A 15,820-nucleotide genomic window follows, 5' to 3' on the forward strand; every position below is an offset into this window, starting at 1 on the left:
GGCTCCTCAGGGATTCAGCACGATACGACCGACGGCTCTGCCGGTACGCAGATCGTCTAAAGCTTGCGGTAAACAGCAAAGCGGCCGTTGAGTGATGGGTAACGCACTCAATCCACCCTGAGAGGCCAGACTGATAAGCTGTGTCAGCTCATCAAGGCTACCCGTGTAACTGCCGGTGAGAGAGAGCGCTTTGAAAGGCAGCAAAGGGATGCGCAGCGTAGTTTGCCCCCCCTGCAATCCCACGAGGATGATGCGAGAGCCTTTTGCTACCGCGCTGATTGCCATCTGCACGGTTGCAGGATTACCGACAGTATCAATGACACCGTGCAGTCGATGTTGAGCCAGCGATTTCAGCGCGTTGTCAGGGTCAGCACTGTTGCGGGTATTGAGTACATGCTCCGCCCCGAGCTGTCTGGCTGCTGCCAGCCTGTGATCCGCTATGTCACAGGCAATGATCCGGGTAAATCCCAGCACTTTCGCCAGAGAAACAGCGCTCAGCCCTAATCCTCCCATACCGATAATCGCCAGTGCAGAGTCAGGTTTCATTGGCTGCAATTGCCGAAGCGCACTGAAAACAGTCAGCCCTGAACAGGCCAGCGTACTGGCCCAGGCGGGATCCAGTCCGTTGATATCGAGCAGATATTTCCCGTCAGGTACCACAACATGTTTGGCATACCCACCATGACGGAAGATGCCCAGTGATTGTGGCTGTTCACAGTGGTTATCGTAGCCACCTTGACAGGTCGCGCACTGACCACAGCCAATCCAGGGGTAGATCAGTCGTTGCTGGCCGATCAGCGTTTTGTCAGCCTCCGCGCCTACCGCCACAACTTCACCGACAATCTCATGCCCCATGACCAGCGGCATGGGCATTGTGCTGTCAGCAAAGTTTATTTTTTCACCGTTACCCAGATTCTGATAGCCATCCTGAATATAGACATCGGAATGACAGACACCCGCGTGCGTCACTTTTACCAGAACGTCCTGCGCACGCAGCTCAGGTAGCGGGTGTGTCACCGCAACAGGCTCGCCGCCATAGTTCTGCAGCTGGAAACTCTGCGAGAGCATCATGTTAACCCCCGGGCTTAATGACATATTGCTGGTTGTCGTCCGGATGCGTGAGCAGATTACAGACTGCTGCCGTATCGGAAGGCGGTTGCTGAGGGTAGGTTTCGAGAATGTTCCAGGCGCCGTTTTTAACCTGCCCCAGATAGATATCAACGGTGAAATGATGCGTCGCCGCATCCAGGCGAGAAATACCGCCAGGACCATCTACCGTTGATCCTTTTTCCAGTGCCTCAATCAATGGCATGCGTTCTACCGAATTGGCGACCCGGACGCCATTAGCCCAGTGCATCACGGCATACCAGCCATCAATGGCGGTTTCGTTGATATAGGGCGTTTTATTGCCGAACTTCGCCTGCAAACGTTGCAGGAACTGCTTATTAACCGGCGTATCCAGCTCCTGAAAATAGGCATAGGCTGCAAGGATGCCTTCGCTCTCGTTGGGTGTAAGAATGCGGTTTTCATTGCCAACACCAAAATCGCTGGAGGCAATCGGAATTTGCCCGACTATCCCTGCGGCCGCCCATTGCCGGAAGAAAGAGATATGGTTGCCCCCCACTAACAGTGAAAACACCATGTCAGGTTTGGCGTCCTGGATTTTTTTGATGGTGGTACCGAAGTCGGTGACATCAAGGGGAAAGAACTCAGTAGCGACAACTTCCGCACCGGAATCTTTCGCATACTTGCTCACCCAGTCAGCGGAGATATGGCCAAAGTTGTAGTCAGCGGCGATGACGTAAATCTTTTTACCCCACTGCTTCACGGCATAGGGAACTATGCGGGCAACCGTTTGCGCGGGTGTGGTGCCGATTTCAAAACTGTTGCGATCGCATACCCCACCTTCATAAAGCGAGGGATAAAAATAAGGCGTTTTATAGCGGCGCAGGATAGGACGAATGGCTTCACGCGAGGCACTGGTCACGCCACCAAACACAGCCGACACGTGGTCGCGGGTCGCGGCCTGGGTCGCAAACTGCGTGTAATACTGGATATTGGACTGCGGATCATACTTAACCAGCTCTACCGGGCGGCCAAGCAGTCCACCCTGCTTGTTGATGTCATCAATGGCCAATTCAACACAGTTCATCACCGGCTGGCCGTAGATATCCAGTCCACCTGACTGATCAAAAATCGCAGCAATTTTTATAGGTTCTGCAGCCTGCACTTTACTGATAAAGGGCACTGCAGCGAGCGATAACATACTGTTTTTTAATAAGCTACGACGTGAAATTGCCATCTTGCTCTGTTTCTCCCCTGCCAATGTAAGCAACAGCCGGGCATGATCGCCCCTGCGCCAGGAGAAATTAACCTAACAAGTTATATTTCACTTTTCAAATATAATTAACGTTACTACTGTATGTTTCTTCCTGAAGCGAGGTCACGATGTTGAAGTGAACACCATCCGCCTCAGCTAAATACATGGTGGGATTGGATTTTCCTGAAGTAATACGTTGCTGTCCGCGGACGCTGTGGTAGGTAAGTCCTTCGAAGACCGCCGTCAGTGAACGCAGTGAAAGATCACCGGCGCGTTCAGCTAATGCGGCAAAGAAATGAATGGCGTCGTAGCATGACTGACTTAATACGCCCTGTATCGGTGCAGAATGGCCATAGGCTGCCCGATATTGATCCATAAAAGCGCGATTTTCAGGGGTGGTAAGTGCATTGAAGTAACTGGCTGCACAATAAAGGTTACCGGTGTGCTGAGAGCCAATTCCCAGCAATGTGTTTTCCTCAATGGAGCCAGAGAGTCGGAGAATCTTTTTGTCGAGTCCCGCCGCAGAAAACGCCCGGTTAAACAACACACAATCTGAACCGACCAGGGACTCGAAGATCACATCGGCGTCTGAGGCTTCAATACGCTCAATCATGGTCGAGATATCGACCTGGCCAAGACTCAGATAATCCTCCCCGACAACTTCTCCACCGTGTGACTGTATAAGCTGTCTGACCGTTTCATGGGTAGCCCGCGGCCAGATATAGTCATTACCGACGATATGCCACTTGTTGACTCCGTGGTGCTGCATCATCCATTCGATTGCAGCAGGGAACTGTTGCTGGGGTGTGTCACCAATAGCGAAAACACCGGGGGTCGTTTCTCCGCCTTCATAAAGAGGAGCAAAAACATAAGGAACGATACCTGCAAATGCATTACGCAGAGCAACGCGTACGCTGGAAAGATGTACACCAATCAGTGCATCTATCTGATTATCGTTAACCAACTGCCAGCAGCGGGCGACTACATCTTCAGGGTCGCCGCCAGCATCCAGGGCAAAGAGTTCAATTTCACGGCCAAGCACCCTCTTTCCACGGTTGATCTCTGCTGCCGCGAGTACCGCACTGTACTGGCAGGATGGCCCCCAGATGGCATCAGATCCATGAAAAGGAACCAGTAATCCGAGACGTAAAGGTTTTGATTTGTTCTGCCGGACTTGATGAATCTGACGGCTAACAGGTGACTTATCTGCGTGCAAAGCTGGCGCTCGTTGCCAGGCATATCGAGCACTAACGAGGAACGCTCCGGTATTTAAGCTGAACATGGATTGATCCTCCGCTGGGCAAAAGTTAAAACTAATGCAAAAAGCGTGCTAACTCATATTGATGCTACAGGTTTGTGATTGACCTTGCACATGATGACCTCGATCACATGAAGTGCTAAAGTAGCGCTATTCAACGTTATGCGAACCTGAGCTGGCTCATCATGTCGGACAAGCCCTTAAACGAATATCTCGCCCACCTTCTGGTTCAGGCGAATCGCCGCGTAAACCGTCAGCTTTCGCTTGAGGGAATTACGCTTGAACACTGGCGAGCAATGAAAGTGATCGCTGATCAGGATGGTGTGACGATGCGTGAGCTTTCTGATGAGTTAATGCAAAACTTCCCGACACTGACAAAAATCATCGATAAGATGGTGCTGGAAGCCCTCGTCTATCGTCGCCCGGACGAACATGACCGCCGTAAAGTCCGTTTATATATTTCCGATAAAGGAAAAGCGGTTCTGGACCAGCAAAACAGCCGTGTTAACGATCATCAGGACAAACTCGAAGACGCATACGGAACTGACGAAGCACAGATGCTGAAAGAGATGTTGGAGCAGTTTTTAAAAACCAAAAGTGGCTGACAACTAATACGAGAAAGGAATGATCATCAATTAAAATAATGATGTATACCGAGTAATTATATTAATTTCAGCCATACCAGTAGTTATGTGTGTGATTCATAGACATCGTTACAATTTTCTCAGCTCACGTTCAAGTTTGTAATTTTGCTCCTGTACATGTTCTTCACTGGGCTGATAGCTTGTTTAAACGGCGTCAGAGTAAGGCGTTTGCTCAGCTAGTTCGAAATAGCGCTCCATCGGTGTTTTACCGTTGTGGGCGCTGTGAGGGCGCTCCCAGTTGTAGTAGTGCTGCCATTCCGCCAGGAGATCCCTCAGGTTGTTTGCAGCCAAGTCTGTGGTTGCGTAAAACTCAGCTTTATCTTTTTTTTGGGATCTCTCAACTTTGCCATTAAGATGAGGTGACGCAGGTTTATTCGGACGGAACTTGATGCCGTATTCTTTTAATTTTCCCTGCACCTTAACAGCAAAAAACTCTCTTCCCCGGTCCGTCTGGAACCGTTGTATTGGGAAAGGCATTTCTTCAATAACACAATCGATAAAATCCAGTGTATTAGCAGCCGTGCGACGAGAGTAAAGCCTTAGATCCCTGTAACGAGTGCAATCATCAATAGAAGTGTACTGATATAAACCGGGACCAATCTTGCAGGTACTCATCTGGACACGATCACCGGGAACAGGGCGTTCGTAGCGAATGAAGTCAGCTTTACGTCGGAACTTAACAACAGATTTAACCTGATTTTGGCAAAGAACCTTGTGGATCGTTGCAATAGCCAGAGAGATCGAATGAAGCTGTTTTAACTCGCTTTGAATACGTCTTGCACCCAGATTCCGCAGTATTCGTAACTCCAGAATCAGAGCGATTTCGTCGGGGCCAGTCTTAGTTGATGGTGAGTGTTTAGGACGACGGTTGTGGCTTTCCAGACCAGCCATACCCTGTGCCAGATATCTGCGCCACCATTTACGTAATATGGGGCGAGAAATGCCGCAGCGACGACATACGAACCCCGCATCACCAGACGTCTCATAAAGTTTTACCCACTGTAACCGCTGTTGAATTTCCCTGTTCATATGTAAGGCATTATAGTGAAACGATGTCTATGAATCACACAAGTTATGATTACACATTAAGAGTGAAATATGTAGTAACACTCTGATCCTAGTTAATAAATATATAATCAACCAGATTGTAAATATAAGTTAGATGATGATTACTTCCATCCCCCCCAATTCCTAACAACCAGCCTTCTATCGCAAATATCCACTAAGATATAAAGTTATATTCACAAGTGCGGTTAATACTTGTACTAAAATAAGAATTATCAAATAAAAAAAATAAAACACATCAACAACTCATGCATCACAACTTAAAAAAACTCCCCCTTGATTATCCAAAATATTTCAACTTTAGCGCATACTTTACTGTAGGCGATTTATTAGAGTTTGAGTTAATTTGGTTATACTTCAATCAGCATATTAGTTGACAGAACCTGTAACATCGTTTTATGTGGTAGCCCTCGAACCGACAATGCGTTTCAATAAAATAATATGAACATATTGGTGAGGACTTTAACAACCACATTAAAATCAAAGTGCTTTTGATATACTCAGTATTCTGGAGAAAAACCTTAAGGGGATTGTTAAATACTAGTCAATAGATAAACTTGTCAAATTCAATTCATTGCTTAACTATTTCGTATTTGATTGTCGCCATTTACCGGGAGGCATATGATAATGACAAGTAATGCCCCAAGTAAATGCCTGTTGATTTACAAAGCCAAAAAATAAAGATATAACTAATATTTTCCCGTAACTTTCAATCAATGCTTATGCGGCGAGCTCTAGTATTCTTTCACGCATGGAACTTGCCCAAGAAAACCCGGTCAGCTGGCGAAAAATACGTCGAAAATGCCACTTAGAGCAACCTGAAATTTTCGACACATCTTCCAGTCAAAATGTTGATTCTAAGTTTTCAATCCACATCAAAACATCTCTTTTTACCATCTCTTGTAATAAATTATTTATCCACGCTCTCAACCTCCAATGATTAGAAAAAAGAGCCAGAGTTAATATAAGCACTCTCTCACAATAAGTTATATTTTAAAAGTCAATATACAGATGCGGATTATTTCAACCGCACCTATATTAATAATCAACACCAGTTAAGTTAGCCAAAATAGTTTTTGCCAACTTAACAACTTAACAACTTAACAACTTAACAACTTAACAACTTAACAACTTAACAACTTAACAACTTAAATAATTATTTTGGTAATGCATATGCTATGACATAGTTACCTTTCGGTGTGCGCATAAAGTGATGACCTGTTGCAGTGATCACTACATACTCCCTTCCATCTTGCTCATAAACCATTGGCATTGCTTGTGTGTTAGTACCAATGCAAAAATGACCCATATGCCAATGTAAAACAGACCCACCTGGGGTAAAAAGGCAGCTTTGGAGCTGCTATGTTGACATTGGAGTTACGCGTGGAGATTGCAGTTCTTTTCCGTCAGGGCATGTCTATTCGGGGTATTGCCCGGCAGCTTTCCTGTTCCCGACAGACCGTCCGCCGTTATATTCGTTTGCAGGACTCGCCTGCTAAAGCTCGTTATTCTGCACGCCTTCCCCGGCCCGGGAAGCTGGACCCGTTTAAGCCCTATTTTCTTGAGCGGGTTGAGGCTGCAAAACCCCACTGGATACCGGCCAGCGTTATGCTTGGTGAGATCCAACTTCGCGGGTATTCCGGCGGATACAGCATGCTGACGGCTTTCTTGCTTCCGCTTAAGCAACAGCCGAACGACCCAGTCGTGCGTTTTGAGACGCAGCCCGGTGAGCAGATGCAGGTCGATTTTACGGTGATCAGACAGGGCCGGAACCCGCTGCTGGCATTTGTCGCCACGCTGGGTTGGAGCCGGGCAACCTTTGTGCGTTTTTATCCCCGCAAGGATACGGCAGCATGGTGTGACGGCATTGAACAAGAGCTTCTGGCTTTTGGCGGAACGCCACGACATCTCCTGTTTGATAATGGCAGGACCATTATTATTGAACGTGACGTTTATGGTGACGGCCGTCACCGGTGGAACCCGCCATTACTGGCTCTCGCCGAGAAGTACGGTTTTACTCCCCGGGTGTGCAGGCCTTAGGGAAGTGTTATCAGAATTTGTTGGTTGATGTGCAGACGACAAATGAAAAACTTAGAGCTCGAACAGTAAGAATCGTGATGCAGGCTACAGGGTGTGATCAAAAACATGCCGAAAGCGCCCTACTGGCAGCGGACTATCAGGCCAAGCTGGCCATCATGATGCTTGAGCGGAAGGGAACGGCAGGAAGCTGAAGCGCTACTAAATAAAAGTCAAGGCCGTCTTGTTTTGGCTCTTGAACACAAAGACGGTGACACGTCGTCTTCCTGACAATTTATTATAGAGATCCCGCAATGCAGATTCCTCCACACACAATAATTGCGCGTAAACGCGCATTGGTAGCTGGTTCTGTAGGTAATTTTATTGAATGGTATGAGTTCGCTGTTTACGGTTTTCTTGCCACGGTTCTCGCGCAGAATTTCTTCCGGCTGCAGGGCGAAGGCGAGCTTACCGGCATTATTCGGACATATGCTTCTTTTGCTATCGCCTTCTTTTTCGTCCGCTTAGCGCCATTATTTTTGGCCGCATGGGTGACAGAATAGGACGTAAACCAACGCTGGTTTTTGTCCTTATCATGATGACCCTTGCCACCACTGCGCTTGGCTTTGTTCGTAACTACGCCAGCATTGGAATAAGCGCACCTCTTATCGTCACTGCACTGCGTATCCTTCAGGGACTGTTTGCAGGTGGTGAGTATGGCGGCGCTTTCCCTCTTGCTCCCCGAGGTAAAGAGGACTGTTTGGTGCATGGCAATCTTTTACCGTGTCTCTGGGATTACTGGCGGGGGCGGGCCTGGTTGCATTGTTATCTGCCGTGCTTACCCATGATGAGATGTTGAGCTGGGGGTGGCGTATACCGTTCTTCCTGGCCTTACCTATGGGAGCCGTCGCTCTCTGGCTGCGGTATAACATGGAAGAGACACCAAGCTTTATGCAACAGAAAAAGGCGCAGATTGAACAGCCACAAAAAGTGAAGGCTGATTTGGGCGCTACGTTGAAAACTATTCTGATGGGGATTGGGAGGGTTATGGTCTGGTCTTCAGCGGGCTATACTTATCTGGTGATAATGCCCACCTATCTCCAGTCTTCGCTTCATACTGGTTTTAATCAAGCGCTGCTGATTGCGGTGATATCCAATTTAGGATTTGCAGCTACCATTCTTACTGCAGGCATGCTTAGCGATAAAATCGGACGCCGCAGCGTCATGGTAATGGCTGCTGTTTTACTGCTCATTATGGCATTTCCGCTGTTAAAAATTCTCCAGGCTGAGTCGTCGACGTTGCTGGTGAAAGAGATAGCCGTATTCGTCGCAGGAGGAATTGTGGGATTACTGGCAGGACCAAGGCCAGCCATGTTGGCTGAAATGTTTCCAACAAGCGTTCGCTATACAGGGCTAGGTCTATCTTATTCTTTATCTAATGCGGTGTTCTCCGGATGCGCAGGATTGATCATTACCGGGTTGATCAAGCAAACAGGGAATCTGGATATACCCGCTTGGTACGTCATGATTACGGCTATGATTAGTATCTTTGCACTCCTTACGCTGAACAAAAATGATCACCTTCGTTCTCTTGATGAGTGAATAAAGTTACCTTTGACATGAATTAAATCCCGCGCCTTGCTTTGAAACTGACTGTCAGAGCGCGGGATATATCGCTTACTTTAGAGGGCGCCGTAAAGCAGGATTGCGGTTATTCCCACAACCCGATTAATCAACATTATTCTGGCCTGTCAACATCACCTGTGTTATCGAATTCAATTACAGTTTTAATATTTTTTGGCTGTGTCATATCGCTGAATGCAGACTGACTTAACTCGTTAAATGGAAAAATATTATCTCGCAGTAGTTCAGGGTGAATTCGTTTAGTGGCCATCAAAGCGATCACTTGTTCAAAATCTTGTATATCCGCCGCACGACTTGCCAGCATGGTGGTTTCGCGTTTGTGAAAAGCGAGATCATTGAAGCTAATTTCGCCCTTATGCAAACCGACAAACACAATTGTTCCACTTGCCGCGAGATGTTCTACCTGGCTGTTCATCGAAGCCGCATTGCCTGTCGCGTCGATGATGAAGCCAGGGCCATGTCCTTCAGTGATGGCTTTCAGGCGACCAGCGTAATCTACCGCCAGAGGATTGAGGGCATGAAGATAGCCAAATCGTCCACACGCTTCAGACAATCGTCCTTCATTGACCTCAGCCAAAATAATGTTTATGCCCAAAGCTGAAGCAATATCTGCAACTCCCAAGCCAATGGCTCCGGCACCAACGACCAACAGTGTATCACCCTGTTTCGCACCACTGCGCGCCAATGCATGCGCACCGATTGCGTAGGGCTCAATTAAAGCAGCGTCTCTGACATCAATATCATCAACCGCTAGCAGCTGTTTTGCATCAACGGCAACATATTCCTGCATGGCGCCATGATAATGCACCCCCATCACAGATAGCTTAGTGCAACAGGTAATGCGCCCGCGCTGGCAGGCATAGCACTCACCGCAATGCTTATAAGGGATCACAATGACCGCCTGGCCAATCGGCAAATGCTCCACATCGTCCGCAGCTTTAACGACTTCGCCGCAAATCTCATGTCCCATGATTTTAGGGTAATCAAACATAGGCTGATTACCTCGAAAAGCATGAACATCGGTACCACAAATCCCTAAAGCACGTAGGCGGATCAGCGCCTGACCGGCCGCAGGCTGCGGAATGGGAGAACTCTTTTTAATCAGTGAACCGGGTTGCTCGCACACCCATGTTGTCATTTCAGAAACCATAACTTAATGCCCCTCCATCAACAGCAATTTCTTGTCCGGTGATGTATTTTGCAGCATCACTGACCAGGAACCAGATGGTTGTTGCCAGCTCGTTGCGCACGTGACCGTAACGATGCAGCGGCATTCGTTCGAGGATTTTCTTTAACCGGTCAGGATCGGCGACCGTTGCCGTCATATTGGTTTTGATCCAACCCGGTGCGACCGCATTTACCAGAATGTTCTCGCCCGCCCACTCCACCGCAAGCCCGCGCGTGATGCCCATGATAGCTGACTTGGTAGAGCAGTATGGACTAACCTCGGCAAAACCCAGATGAGCCGCCATAGAGGAGATATTGACGATGCGCCCAACATGATGTGACGCTTTTAATGCATTGAAGCAACATTGGCTGATAAAGAAAGGGGCATCCACATTTAACGCGTGAATCTGCCGCCACCAATCAGGTGTTACCTCTTCGGCTTTCACTCGCTTGGTGATACCCGCATTGTTGATCAGAAAATCCAGTGGCTGATCGCCAATGACCTGCTCAATACTACGACGCGTATTCTCTGAGTCGTTCAAATCGGTTGCGATATGAATAATGCCCGGGTTAACGTTGTAGTCAACATGTTGTTCATGGCGTGCGGTTCGGCTCAGGTTGTAGACTGTTGCTCCGGCATCTACCAGCAGGCTGGCCACGGCGAGACCAATGCCCGATGATGCACCAGTAACTATGCCGCGTCGCCCTTCCAGAGAGAAGAATGTTTTTAACAAATCAGTGCTCATTTTCGCCTCCGGAACGCACTTCGGTAAGATGCGATTTCAGGAAGCTAAACCCCCAGCCAGGCGTTTCACGTGGACGTGCGTAACCATCAACAATCGGCATGGCGTTATCAATGATGTTATCAATCCAGTCAAAGGATTCAGCACCGTAGCCATTGGGAATTGTACACAACAGCGGTACGTCATAATCCTTATAGTAGTGCGGTAGAACCGGTATGTGATGTGCCTGAGCCAGTGCGGCTGAAGTACGCCAGGCTTCAACGCCGCCGATACGGATGATATCCGGCTGCCATAAGTCGAGCGCATTACGTGAAATCAGATTCTTCAGAGGTTCCAGGTCATACTCGCGCTCCCCCATTGCCAGCGCAATACCCGTTTTGTTTCGCAGTAATTGATAACCATCAAAATGGGTGTGGTTCAGCGGTTCCTCAAACCAGTGAATGCCTAATGCTGCCGACTTCTCAGACAGCTTTATAGCACTTGGCAATGTCATACCTTGATTTGCGTCCATCATAATATTCAGTTCTGGACCCACAGCTTCACGTACTTTAGTCAGGCGGGCAATATCCTCTTCGATTGTGGGCGAACCCACTTTAATTTTTACAGCCCTGAAGCCTCGGCGTTTGTAGTCAGAAACCTCTTCCACCAACTCCTGCTCGCTGTAGCTGATCCAGCCGCCGCTTCCATACACAGGTACTTTATCGACGTAGGTTCCGAGAAGCTTATGCACTGGCTGATGCAGCATTTTGCCCCATGCATCCCACATCGCGACGTTGAAGGTTGCCAGCGCCCATTTCTGCAGACCGTTATGACCAAAGTATTCATGCTCTTTTTCAGTGTCCGAAATATATTTCCCAGCCTGCCACGGATAATATCCAATTACACTGTCTTTTATATCATTCAACGCACCAATGATCGCCTGAGGTGAATAGTGGAACGAAAGAAGGTAACCTTCACCCGTCATTCCATTATCTAATTCCAGTTCAACGATAAAGAAAGAAATTTCCGTTAATGAATGTGTGGCATCAGCCAGTGGACGAGACAGTGGTGATACCGCTCGATAAATATTGACATGTTTAATCTTACTCATAAATATTTCCTATATGACTGAATAAGCAAGCAGTCTTATTGACCTGCGGTTACCCTGGTGTGGGCGTGTGAAGTTAAAGGGCGGATGAACACCAAAACAATTAACGTGCCTGTCAGTGCTATGCCGCCTGCTATAAAGAAAGTGGTATAAAAAGATCCCGTTTTATCAATAATGATACCTGTGATTGTCGGTCCAATAACACCTGCTGTATTTCCAATGAGATGCATAACACCACTGACGCTTCCGACCGAACGCTTCTGCACCGTGTCCTGAATAATTGACCAATAAATTGCACCTGTGCCGTACAGGAAGAAAACCGTTATTGACATCAAAATAACAGCAGGCACCATTGATTGAATTAAGACTACAGAACTAATACACCCTGCTGCAATTAACAGGCAAATTGACAGCACTATTTTACGGGCGTTTAGCGCATTACCTGTTTTAACAAAAATACGGTCACAGATATATCCACCTAGCGGCATACCAATAGCCCCACAAATCCAAGGGATGGCATTGGCGATACTCATATCATGCAAATTAAGACCATGCACTTTGGTTAAATAAAGCGGGAACCACGAGAGAAAAAAAACGAGTAAGTAGTTGTAGGTGAAGAAGGCTACTGCCGTCGCCCAGACTGTGGGCTGGCGGAGATAATATCCCGTGGTTTTCTTACCAGCTGCTTCGCTTTGAGCTTCGCGATTTTGCTGATCGGCTTTCAGCATTGCCAACTCTTCTGCAGTGATACGGCTATGATTCTCCGGCGCATCACAGACGCGTTTACGCCAGAACAACAACCAGACAAATCCAAATAGCATGATGATGATAAATGAGATGCGCCAGCCAAACTGCACTGCCAGTAATCCCACAATAGGACCTGCCAGTGCCCCCCCCAGTGGAGTACCAGCATTGGCAAAGCCGACAGCAGAAGACGTTTCTTTTTGTGGGAACCAGTTATTAACAGTTTTGTTAAAGGTCGAGCCCAGCGGTCCCTCGCTCATGCCGAACAAAACGCGCAGGCCCAGCAGCGACAAAAATCCAGACGCCATCGATGTCAGACCGCAAAAAATTGACCAGAGGCCCATGGTGTACTTCATCGTATTAGTCGGACCGAAGCGGTCCGCCGCATAACCACCTATCGCGCAAAAAAGTGCGTAACCAAAGAAGAAGCTACTGAAAACAATGCCCATTTCTGTTGACGTCAGACTCAAGTCTTTCTCAATTAATGGCGCGACGATGGAGAGTGCCGTACGATCGAGATAGTTAATCACGCCGGCAAAAAACAGCAGCCATGCAATCCCCCACCTGATGCTTAATTTCATGTTTACTCCTGGTTTTGTCGTTGGGCATTCTGGAGCGAGCGATGCCGTAATGTAGGGTTATTGTTATTTCGATGTAACGATACATCGATATATCGGTTTGTAAATGATGAAGAGCTATGCTGTCAAAAGGGGCGTTTGAGAATCCGAGGCTGATCACAATTTTTTAGCGTACGAAGGCTAGAAGGTTTTAATAAGCACAACATTTGAAAAGAGTTAAAACGTGCTTTGCGCAGTGGCATTGGGTAAGTTTAATTTTCCGTTATCAAATATCTTCACAGCGTTAATGCCAGAATTGTCTTAATCAATACAGCATATGAATTAGACGCATAGCGCCCTGGTCAGCATTCTGACTTTACTCAACCATTGACTCGGAAAGCGCCATGATGACTCACTCAACTTCGCACGACAAAATCCATCAGATTCAACTCACTGCGATCACCGTGCCACTTAAGCAGGCGGTCAGTGATGCCAAAGTGTTAACCGGCCGGCAAAAAGCATTGTCGGAAGTGTTCCTGCTCGTGGCTGAAATTGAAACTGAACAGAGTTATAAGGGACTCGGTTTCACATACACGTTGCGCATTGGCGGACCGGCGCAGTTTGCATTATTGCAGGAGGTTTCGCCTTTGCTGATTGGTGAAAACCCGAACGATATTCAACGCTTGTGGCACAAGCTTCTGTGGGCCGCAGCATCTGTCGGCAAAAGCGGACTATCCAATCAGGCGATTGCTGCGCTGGATGTTGCGCTATGGGATCTCAAAGCGCGTCGCGCCAATCTTTCGCTGGCCCAACTGCTCGGCGCATGGCGTGATGCGGTGCCGTGTTACAACACGTCCGGAGGGTATTTGCAGGCATCCATCGGTGAAATTACCGAGAAAGCACAGCATTCGCTGGCTCGCGGTATTGGCGGCATCAAAATGAAAGTCGGTCATCCCGATCGCCGTGAAGATTTAGCGCGTGTAGCGTCAGTGCGTAAAACACTCGGTGAGGATGTGCCGCTGATGGTAGATGTAAATCAACAGTGGGATCGCCCCACCGCGCTGCGTATGGGTAAAGCTCTAGAGGAATTCAATCTGCAGTGGATAGAAGAGCCACTGGAAGCCTACGACGTCGAAGGCCATGCTCAACTTGCCAGCCAGTTGATTACGCCAATTGGCACCGGCGAAATGCTAACCAGCGAACGTGAAGTGACAGCCTATATCAAAGGAAAAGCGGTAGACCTGGTAATGCATGATGCGCCACGCATCGGGGGTATCACACCGTTTCTCAACGTCTCCGCATTGGCCGCAGAAGCTGGTTTGATGATGGCTCCACATTTTGTCATGGAGATTCATCTGCATCTGGCGGCTGCCTACCCACATCAAACCTGGGTTGAGCACTTTGAATGGCTGGAACCTGTGTTTAACGAGCGCCTGGAGATCCGTAACGGCATGATGCGGGTACCAACCCGCATTGGGCTCGGCTTGTCACTCCATGAGCAGGTTTCACACTGGACGCAAGCCAGCGTCACGATTCGTTAACCGCCGCGTGCAATGTGGAGATCACATTGTCCAACGCGGGGTTGAGGTTATCTTTGCGCCACACCAAAAATAGCTCACTGGTGAGGCGTGTTTTCCCCTGGATTTCACGATAAACCACATCGTGAAATTGCAGTTGCATCGCCCCCGCTGGCACCAGCGCCACCCCCAGACCACCGCGCACCATCGACAATATCGTCACCGTGGAACCTGTACAAGATTCAAACGCTGGTTGTAGCTGATGTTGCTGGAATAGCTGCACAATTATATCGTGGAACGGCCGCCAGCTCTGAGGTGAGTAAAGAATAAACGGCTGTTGGTGCAGTCTTGCAAGATCAATACAGGTTTGATCTGCCAGGGGATGCGCAACGGGCAGCGCCAGCACAAAGCGCTCACTCAGCAGCAATTCACTATTAAAATCGCCATACGGATGGGCGGACCGTACAATCGCGATATCGCTGATTTGCTGACGCAACGCTTGCAGTTGCTGGGCGCTGGATTGCTCTTTCAATTGCAGATTAAGCTGCGGATAGTGAGATCGAAGTTGCTGGATCAATGCCGGAATCAGCGCGTAAATAGCGCAGGAAACAAAGCTCAAGGTCAGATTTCCCACCTCGCCAGCGGCAATACGCTGCACCTGATGCGCAGCATATTGCGCCTGCTCCAGCAGGAGCATTGCCTGCTGATAAAATGCTTTACCAGCATGGGTAAGTTTTACCGAACGGGTTGATCTCTCAAGAAGTTGCACACCGAGTTGGTGTTCAAGTAACTGGATCTGCCGACTGAGTGGCGGCTGCGTCATGTTGAGTTGCTCCGCTGCGCGCCGAAAGTTGAGTTCGCTGGCGACAGCAGTGAAGCAACGTAATTGCGAGAGCTCAAACATTGATACACACCAAGTATTAATCTGAGGATTAAGTTTGGATTAACGTATCAGTGCTGCAGCAAAGTTAATGATTTATCAATCACAGATTTAGTGATTACGTCATAGTGGTTCGGCTGTAGTTTGAAACAGATCAAGGGTTAGACCGGCAAACATC

At 48.2% G+C, this 15,820-nt stretch carries 11 protein-coding genes and 3 pseudogenes; 5 read left to right on the forward strand and 9 right to left on the reverse strand.

Annotated elements, in window-relative coordinates; all coding sequences use genetic code 11:
* Positions 1 to 6: 6 nt before the first annotated feature.
* The 3 genes from EHV07_RS14085 to EHV07_RS14095 form a co-directional block, all read right to left on the reverse strand.
* A complete protein-coding gene (locus EHV07_RS14085; RefSeq protein WP_168199632.1) occupies positions 7 to 1,071 on the reverse strand; it encodes an alcohol dehydrogenase in 1,065 nt (354 codons plus the stop codon).
* 1 nt (position 1,072) lies between these two features.
* The gene (locus tag EHV07_RS14090) at positions 1,073 to 2,302 is read right to left on the reverse strand and encodes an ABC transporter substrate-binding protein (RefSeq protein ID WP_147198649.1); all 1,230 of its coding nucleotides are present in this window, start codon (positions 2,300 to 2,302) and stop codon (positions 1,073 to 1,075) included.
* Between the two features lie 94 nt (positions 2,303 to 2,396).
* Positions 2,397 to 3,602: a substrate-binding domain-containing protein gene (locus tag EHV07_RS14095; RefSeq protein ID WP_147198650.1), complete on the reverse strand. Its 1,206-nt coding sequence runs from the start codon at positions 3,600 to 3,602 to the stop codon at positions 2,397 to 2,399.
* Positions 3,603 to 3,763: 161 nt separating this feature from the next.
* Here EHV07_RS14095 and EHV07_RS14100 point away from each other — a divergent pair, with 161 nt between their 5' ends.
* The gene (locus EHV07_RS14100) at positions 3,764 to 4,183 is read left to right on the forward strand and encodes a MarR family winged helix-turn-helix transcriptional regulator (RefSeq protein WP_147198651.1); all 420 of its coding nucleotides are present in this window, start codon (positions 3,764 to 3,766) and stop codon (positions 4,181 to 4,183) included.
* Positions 4,184 to 4,291: 108 nt separating this feature from the next.
* On the opposite strand, the pseudogene EHV07_RS14105 reads toward EHV07_RS14100, so the two are convergent.
* A pseudogene (locus EHV07_RS14105) lies at positions 4,292 to 5,251 on the reverse strand (IS481 family transposase).
* A 1,398-nt stretch (positions 5,252 to 6,649) separates the two neighbouring features.
* On the opposite strand from EHV07_RS14105, the pseudogene istA reads away from it, so the two are divergent.
* The 3 genes and pseudogenes from istA to EHV07_RS14115 form a co-directional block, all read left to right on the forward strand.
* Positions 6,650 to 7,324 (forward strand): annotated as a pseudogene (gene istA / locus EHV07_RS14110) (IS21 family transposase); the annotation flags it as partial.
* A gap of 32 nt (positions 7,325 to 7,356) precedes the next feature.
* The gene (locus EHV07_RS25200) at positions 7,357 to 7,518 is read left to right on the forward strand and encodes a hypothetical protein (protein WP_371419641.1); all 162 of its coding nucleotides are present in this window, start codon (positions 7,357 to 7,359) and stop codon (positions 7,516 to 7,518) included.
* 99 nt (positions 7,519 to 7,617) lie between these two features.
* Positions 7,618 to 8,905, forward strand: a pseudogene (locus EHV07_RS14115) (MFS transporter).
* Positions 8,906 to 9,041: 136 nt separating this feature from the next.
* On the opposite strand, the gene EHV07_RS14120 reads toward EHV07_RS14115, so the two are convergent.
* From EHV07_RS14120 to EHV07_RS14135, 4 genes are read right to left on the reverse strand one after another with little or no spacing between them, the layout of a single operon-like run.
* Positions 9,042 to 10,097 carry a zinc-binding alcohol dehydrogenase family protein gene (locus tag EHV07_RS14120; protein WP_147198652.1) on the reverse strand — a complete coding sequence of 352 codons (1,056 nt, stop codon included), beginning with the start codon at positions 10,095 to 10,097 and terminating at the stop codon, positions 9,042 to 9,044.
* Entirely contained in the window at positions 10,087 to 10,860 is a 774-nt protein-coding gene (locus EHV07_RS14125; protein ID WP_147198653.1) for an SDR family NAD(P)-dependent oxidoreductase, read from the reverse strand. Before EHV07_RS14125 ends, EHV07_RS14120 begins: the two co-directional genes overlap by 11 nt.
* Entirely contained in the window at positions 10,850 to 11,947 is a 1,098-nt protein-coding gene (locus tag EHV07_RS14130; protein ID WP_147198654.1) for a mandelate racemase/muconate lactonizing enzyme family protein, read from the reverse strand. Before EHV07_RS14130 ends, EHV07_RS14125 begins: the two co-directional genes overlap by 11 nt.
* 35 nt (positions 11,948 to 11,982) lie before the next feature.
* A complete protein-coding gene (locus EHV07_RS14135) occupies positions 11,983 to 13,269 on the reverse strand; it encodes an MFS transporter (RefSeq protein WP_147198655.1) in 1,287 nt (428 codons plus the stop codon).
* A gap of 380 nt (positions 13,270 to 13,649) precedes the next feature.
* Between EHV07_RS14135 and EHV07_RS14140 the strand changes: the two genes are divergently transcribed.
* On the forward strand, positions 13,650 to 14,786 hold the full coding sequence (locus EHV07_RS14140; protein ID WP_217363411.1) for a mandelate racemase/muconate lactonizing enzyme family protein: 1,137 nt from the start codon (positions 13,650 to 13,652) through the stop codon (positions 14,784 to 14,786).
* Here EHV07_RS14140 and EHV07_RS14145 read toward each other — a convergent pair.
* Positions 14,773 to 15,666, reverse strand: coding sequence for a LysR family transcriptional regulator (locus EHV07_RS14145; RefSeq protein ID WP_147198656.1), 894 nt, complete (start codon positions 15,664 to 15,666; stop codon positions 14,773 to 14,775). The two genes, EHV07_RS14140 and EHV07_RS14145, sit on opposite strands and share 14 nt — an antisense overlap.
* Positions 15,667 to 15,820: the final 154 nt, after the last annotated feature.

The organism is Pantoea sp. CCBC3-3-1 (assembly GCF_007981265.1).
GTDB lineage: Bacteria > Pseudomonadota > Gammaproteobacteria > Enterobacterales > Enterobacteriaceae > Erwinia.

Bases quoted from the DNA above. Each gene is read 5' to 3' on its own strand.
- EHV07_RS14085 (WP_168199632.1), bottom strand. From the start codon at position 1,071: ATGATGCTCTCGCAGAGTTTCCAGCTGCAGAACTATGGCGGCGAGCCT.
- EHV07_RS14090 (WP_147198649.1), bottom strand. From the start codon at position 2,302: ATGGCAATTTCACGTCGTAGCTTATTAAAAAACAGTATGTTATCGCTC.
- EHV07_RS14095 (WP_147198650.1), bottom strand. From the start codon at position 3,602: ATGTTCAGCTTAAATACCGGAGCGTTCCTCGTTAGTGCTCGATATGCC.
- EHV07_RS14100 (WP_147198651.1), top strand. From the start codon at position 3,764: ATGTCGGACAAGCCCTTAAACGAATATCTCGCCCACCTTCTGGTTCAG.
- EHV07_RS14120 (WP_147198652.1), bottom strand. From the start codon at position 10,097: ATGGTTTCTGAAATGACAACATGGGTGTGCGAGCAACCCGGTTCACTG.
- EHV07_RS14125 (WP_147198653.1), bottom strand. From the start codon at position 10,860: ATGAGCACTGATTTGTTAAAAACATTCTTCTCTCTGGAAGGGCGACGC.
- EHV07_RS14130 (WP_147198654.1), bottom strand. From the start codon at position 11,947: ATGAGTAAGATTAAACATGTCAATATTTATCGAGCGGTATCACCACTG.
- EHV07_RS14135 (WP_147198655.1), bottom strand. From the start codon at position 13,269: ATGAAATTAAGCATCAGGTGGGGGATTGCATGGCTGCTGTTTTTTGCC.
- EHV07_RS14140 (WP_217363411.1), top strand. From the start codon at position 13,650: ATGATGACTCACTCAACTTCGCACGACAAAATCCATCAGATTCAACTC.
- EHV07_RS14145 (WP_147198656.1), bottom strand. From the start codon at position 15,666: ATGTTTGAGCTCTCGCAATTACGTTGCTTCACTGCTGTCGCCAGCGAA.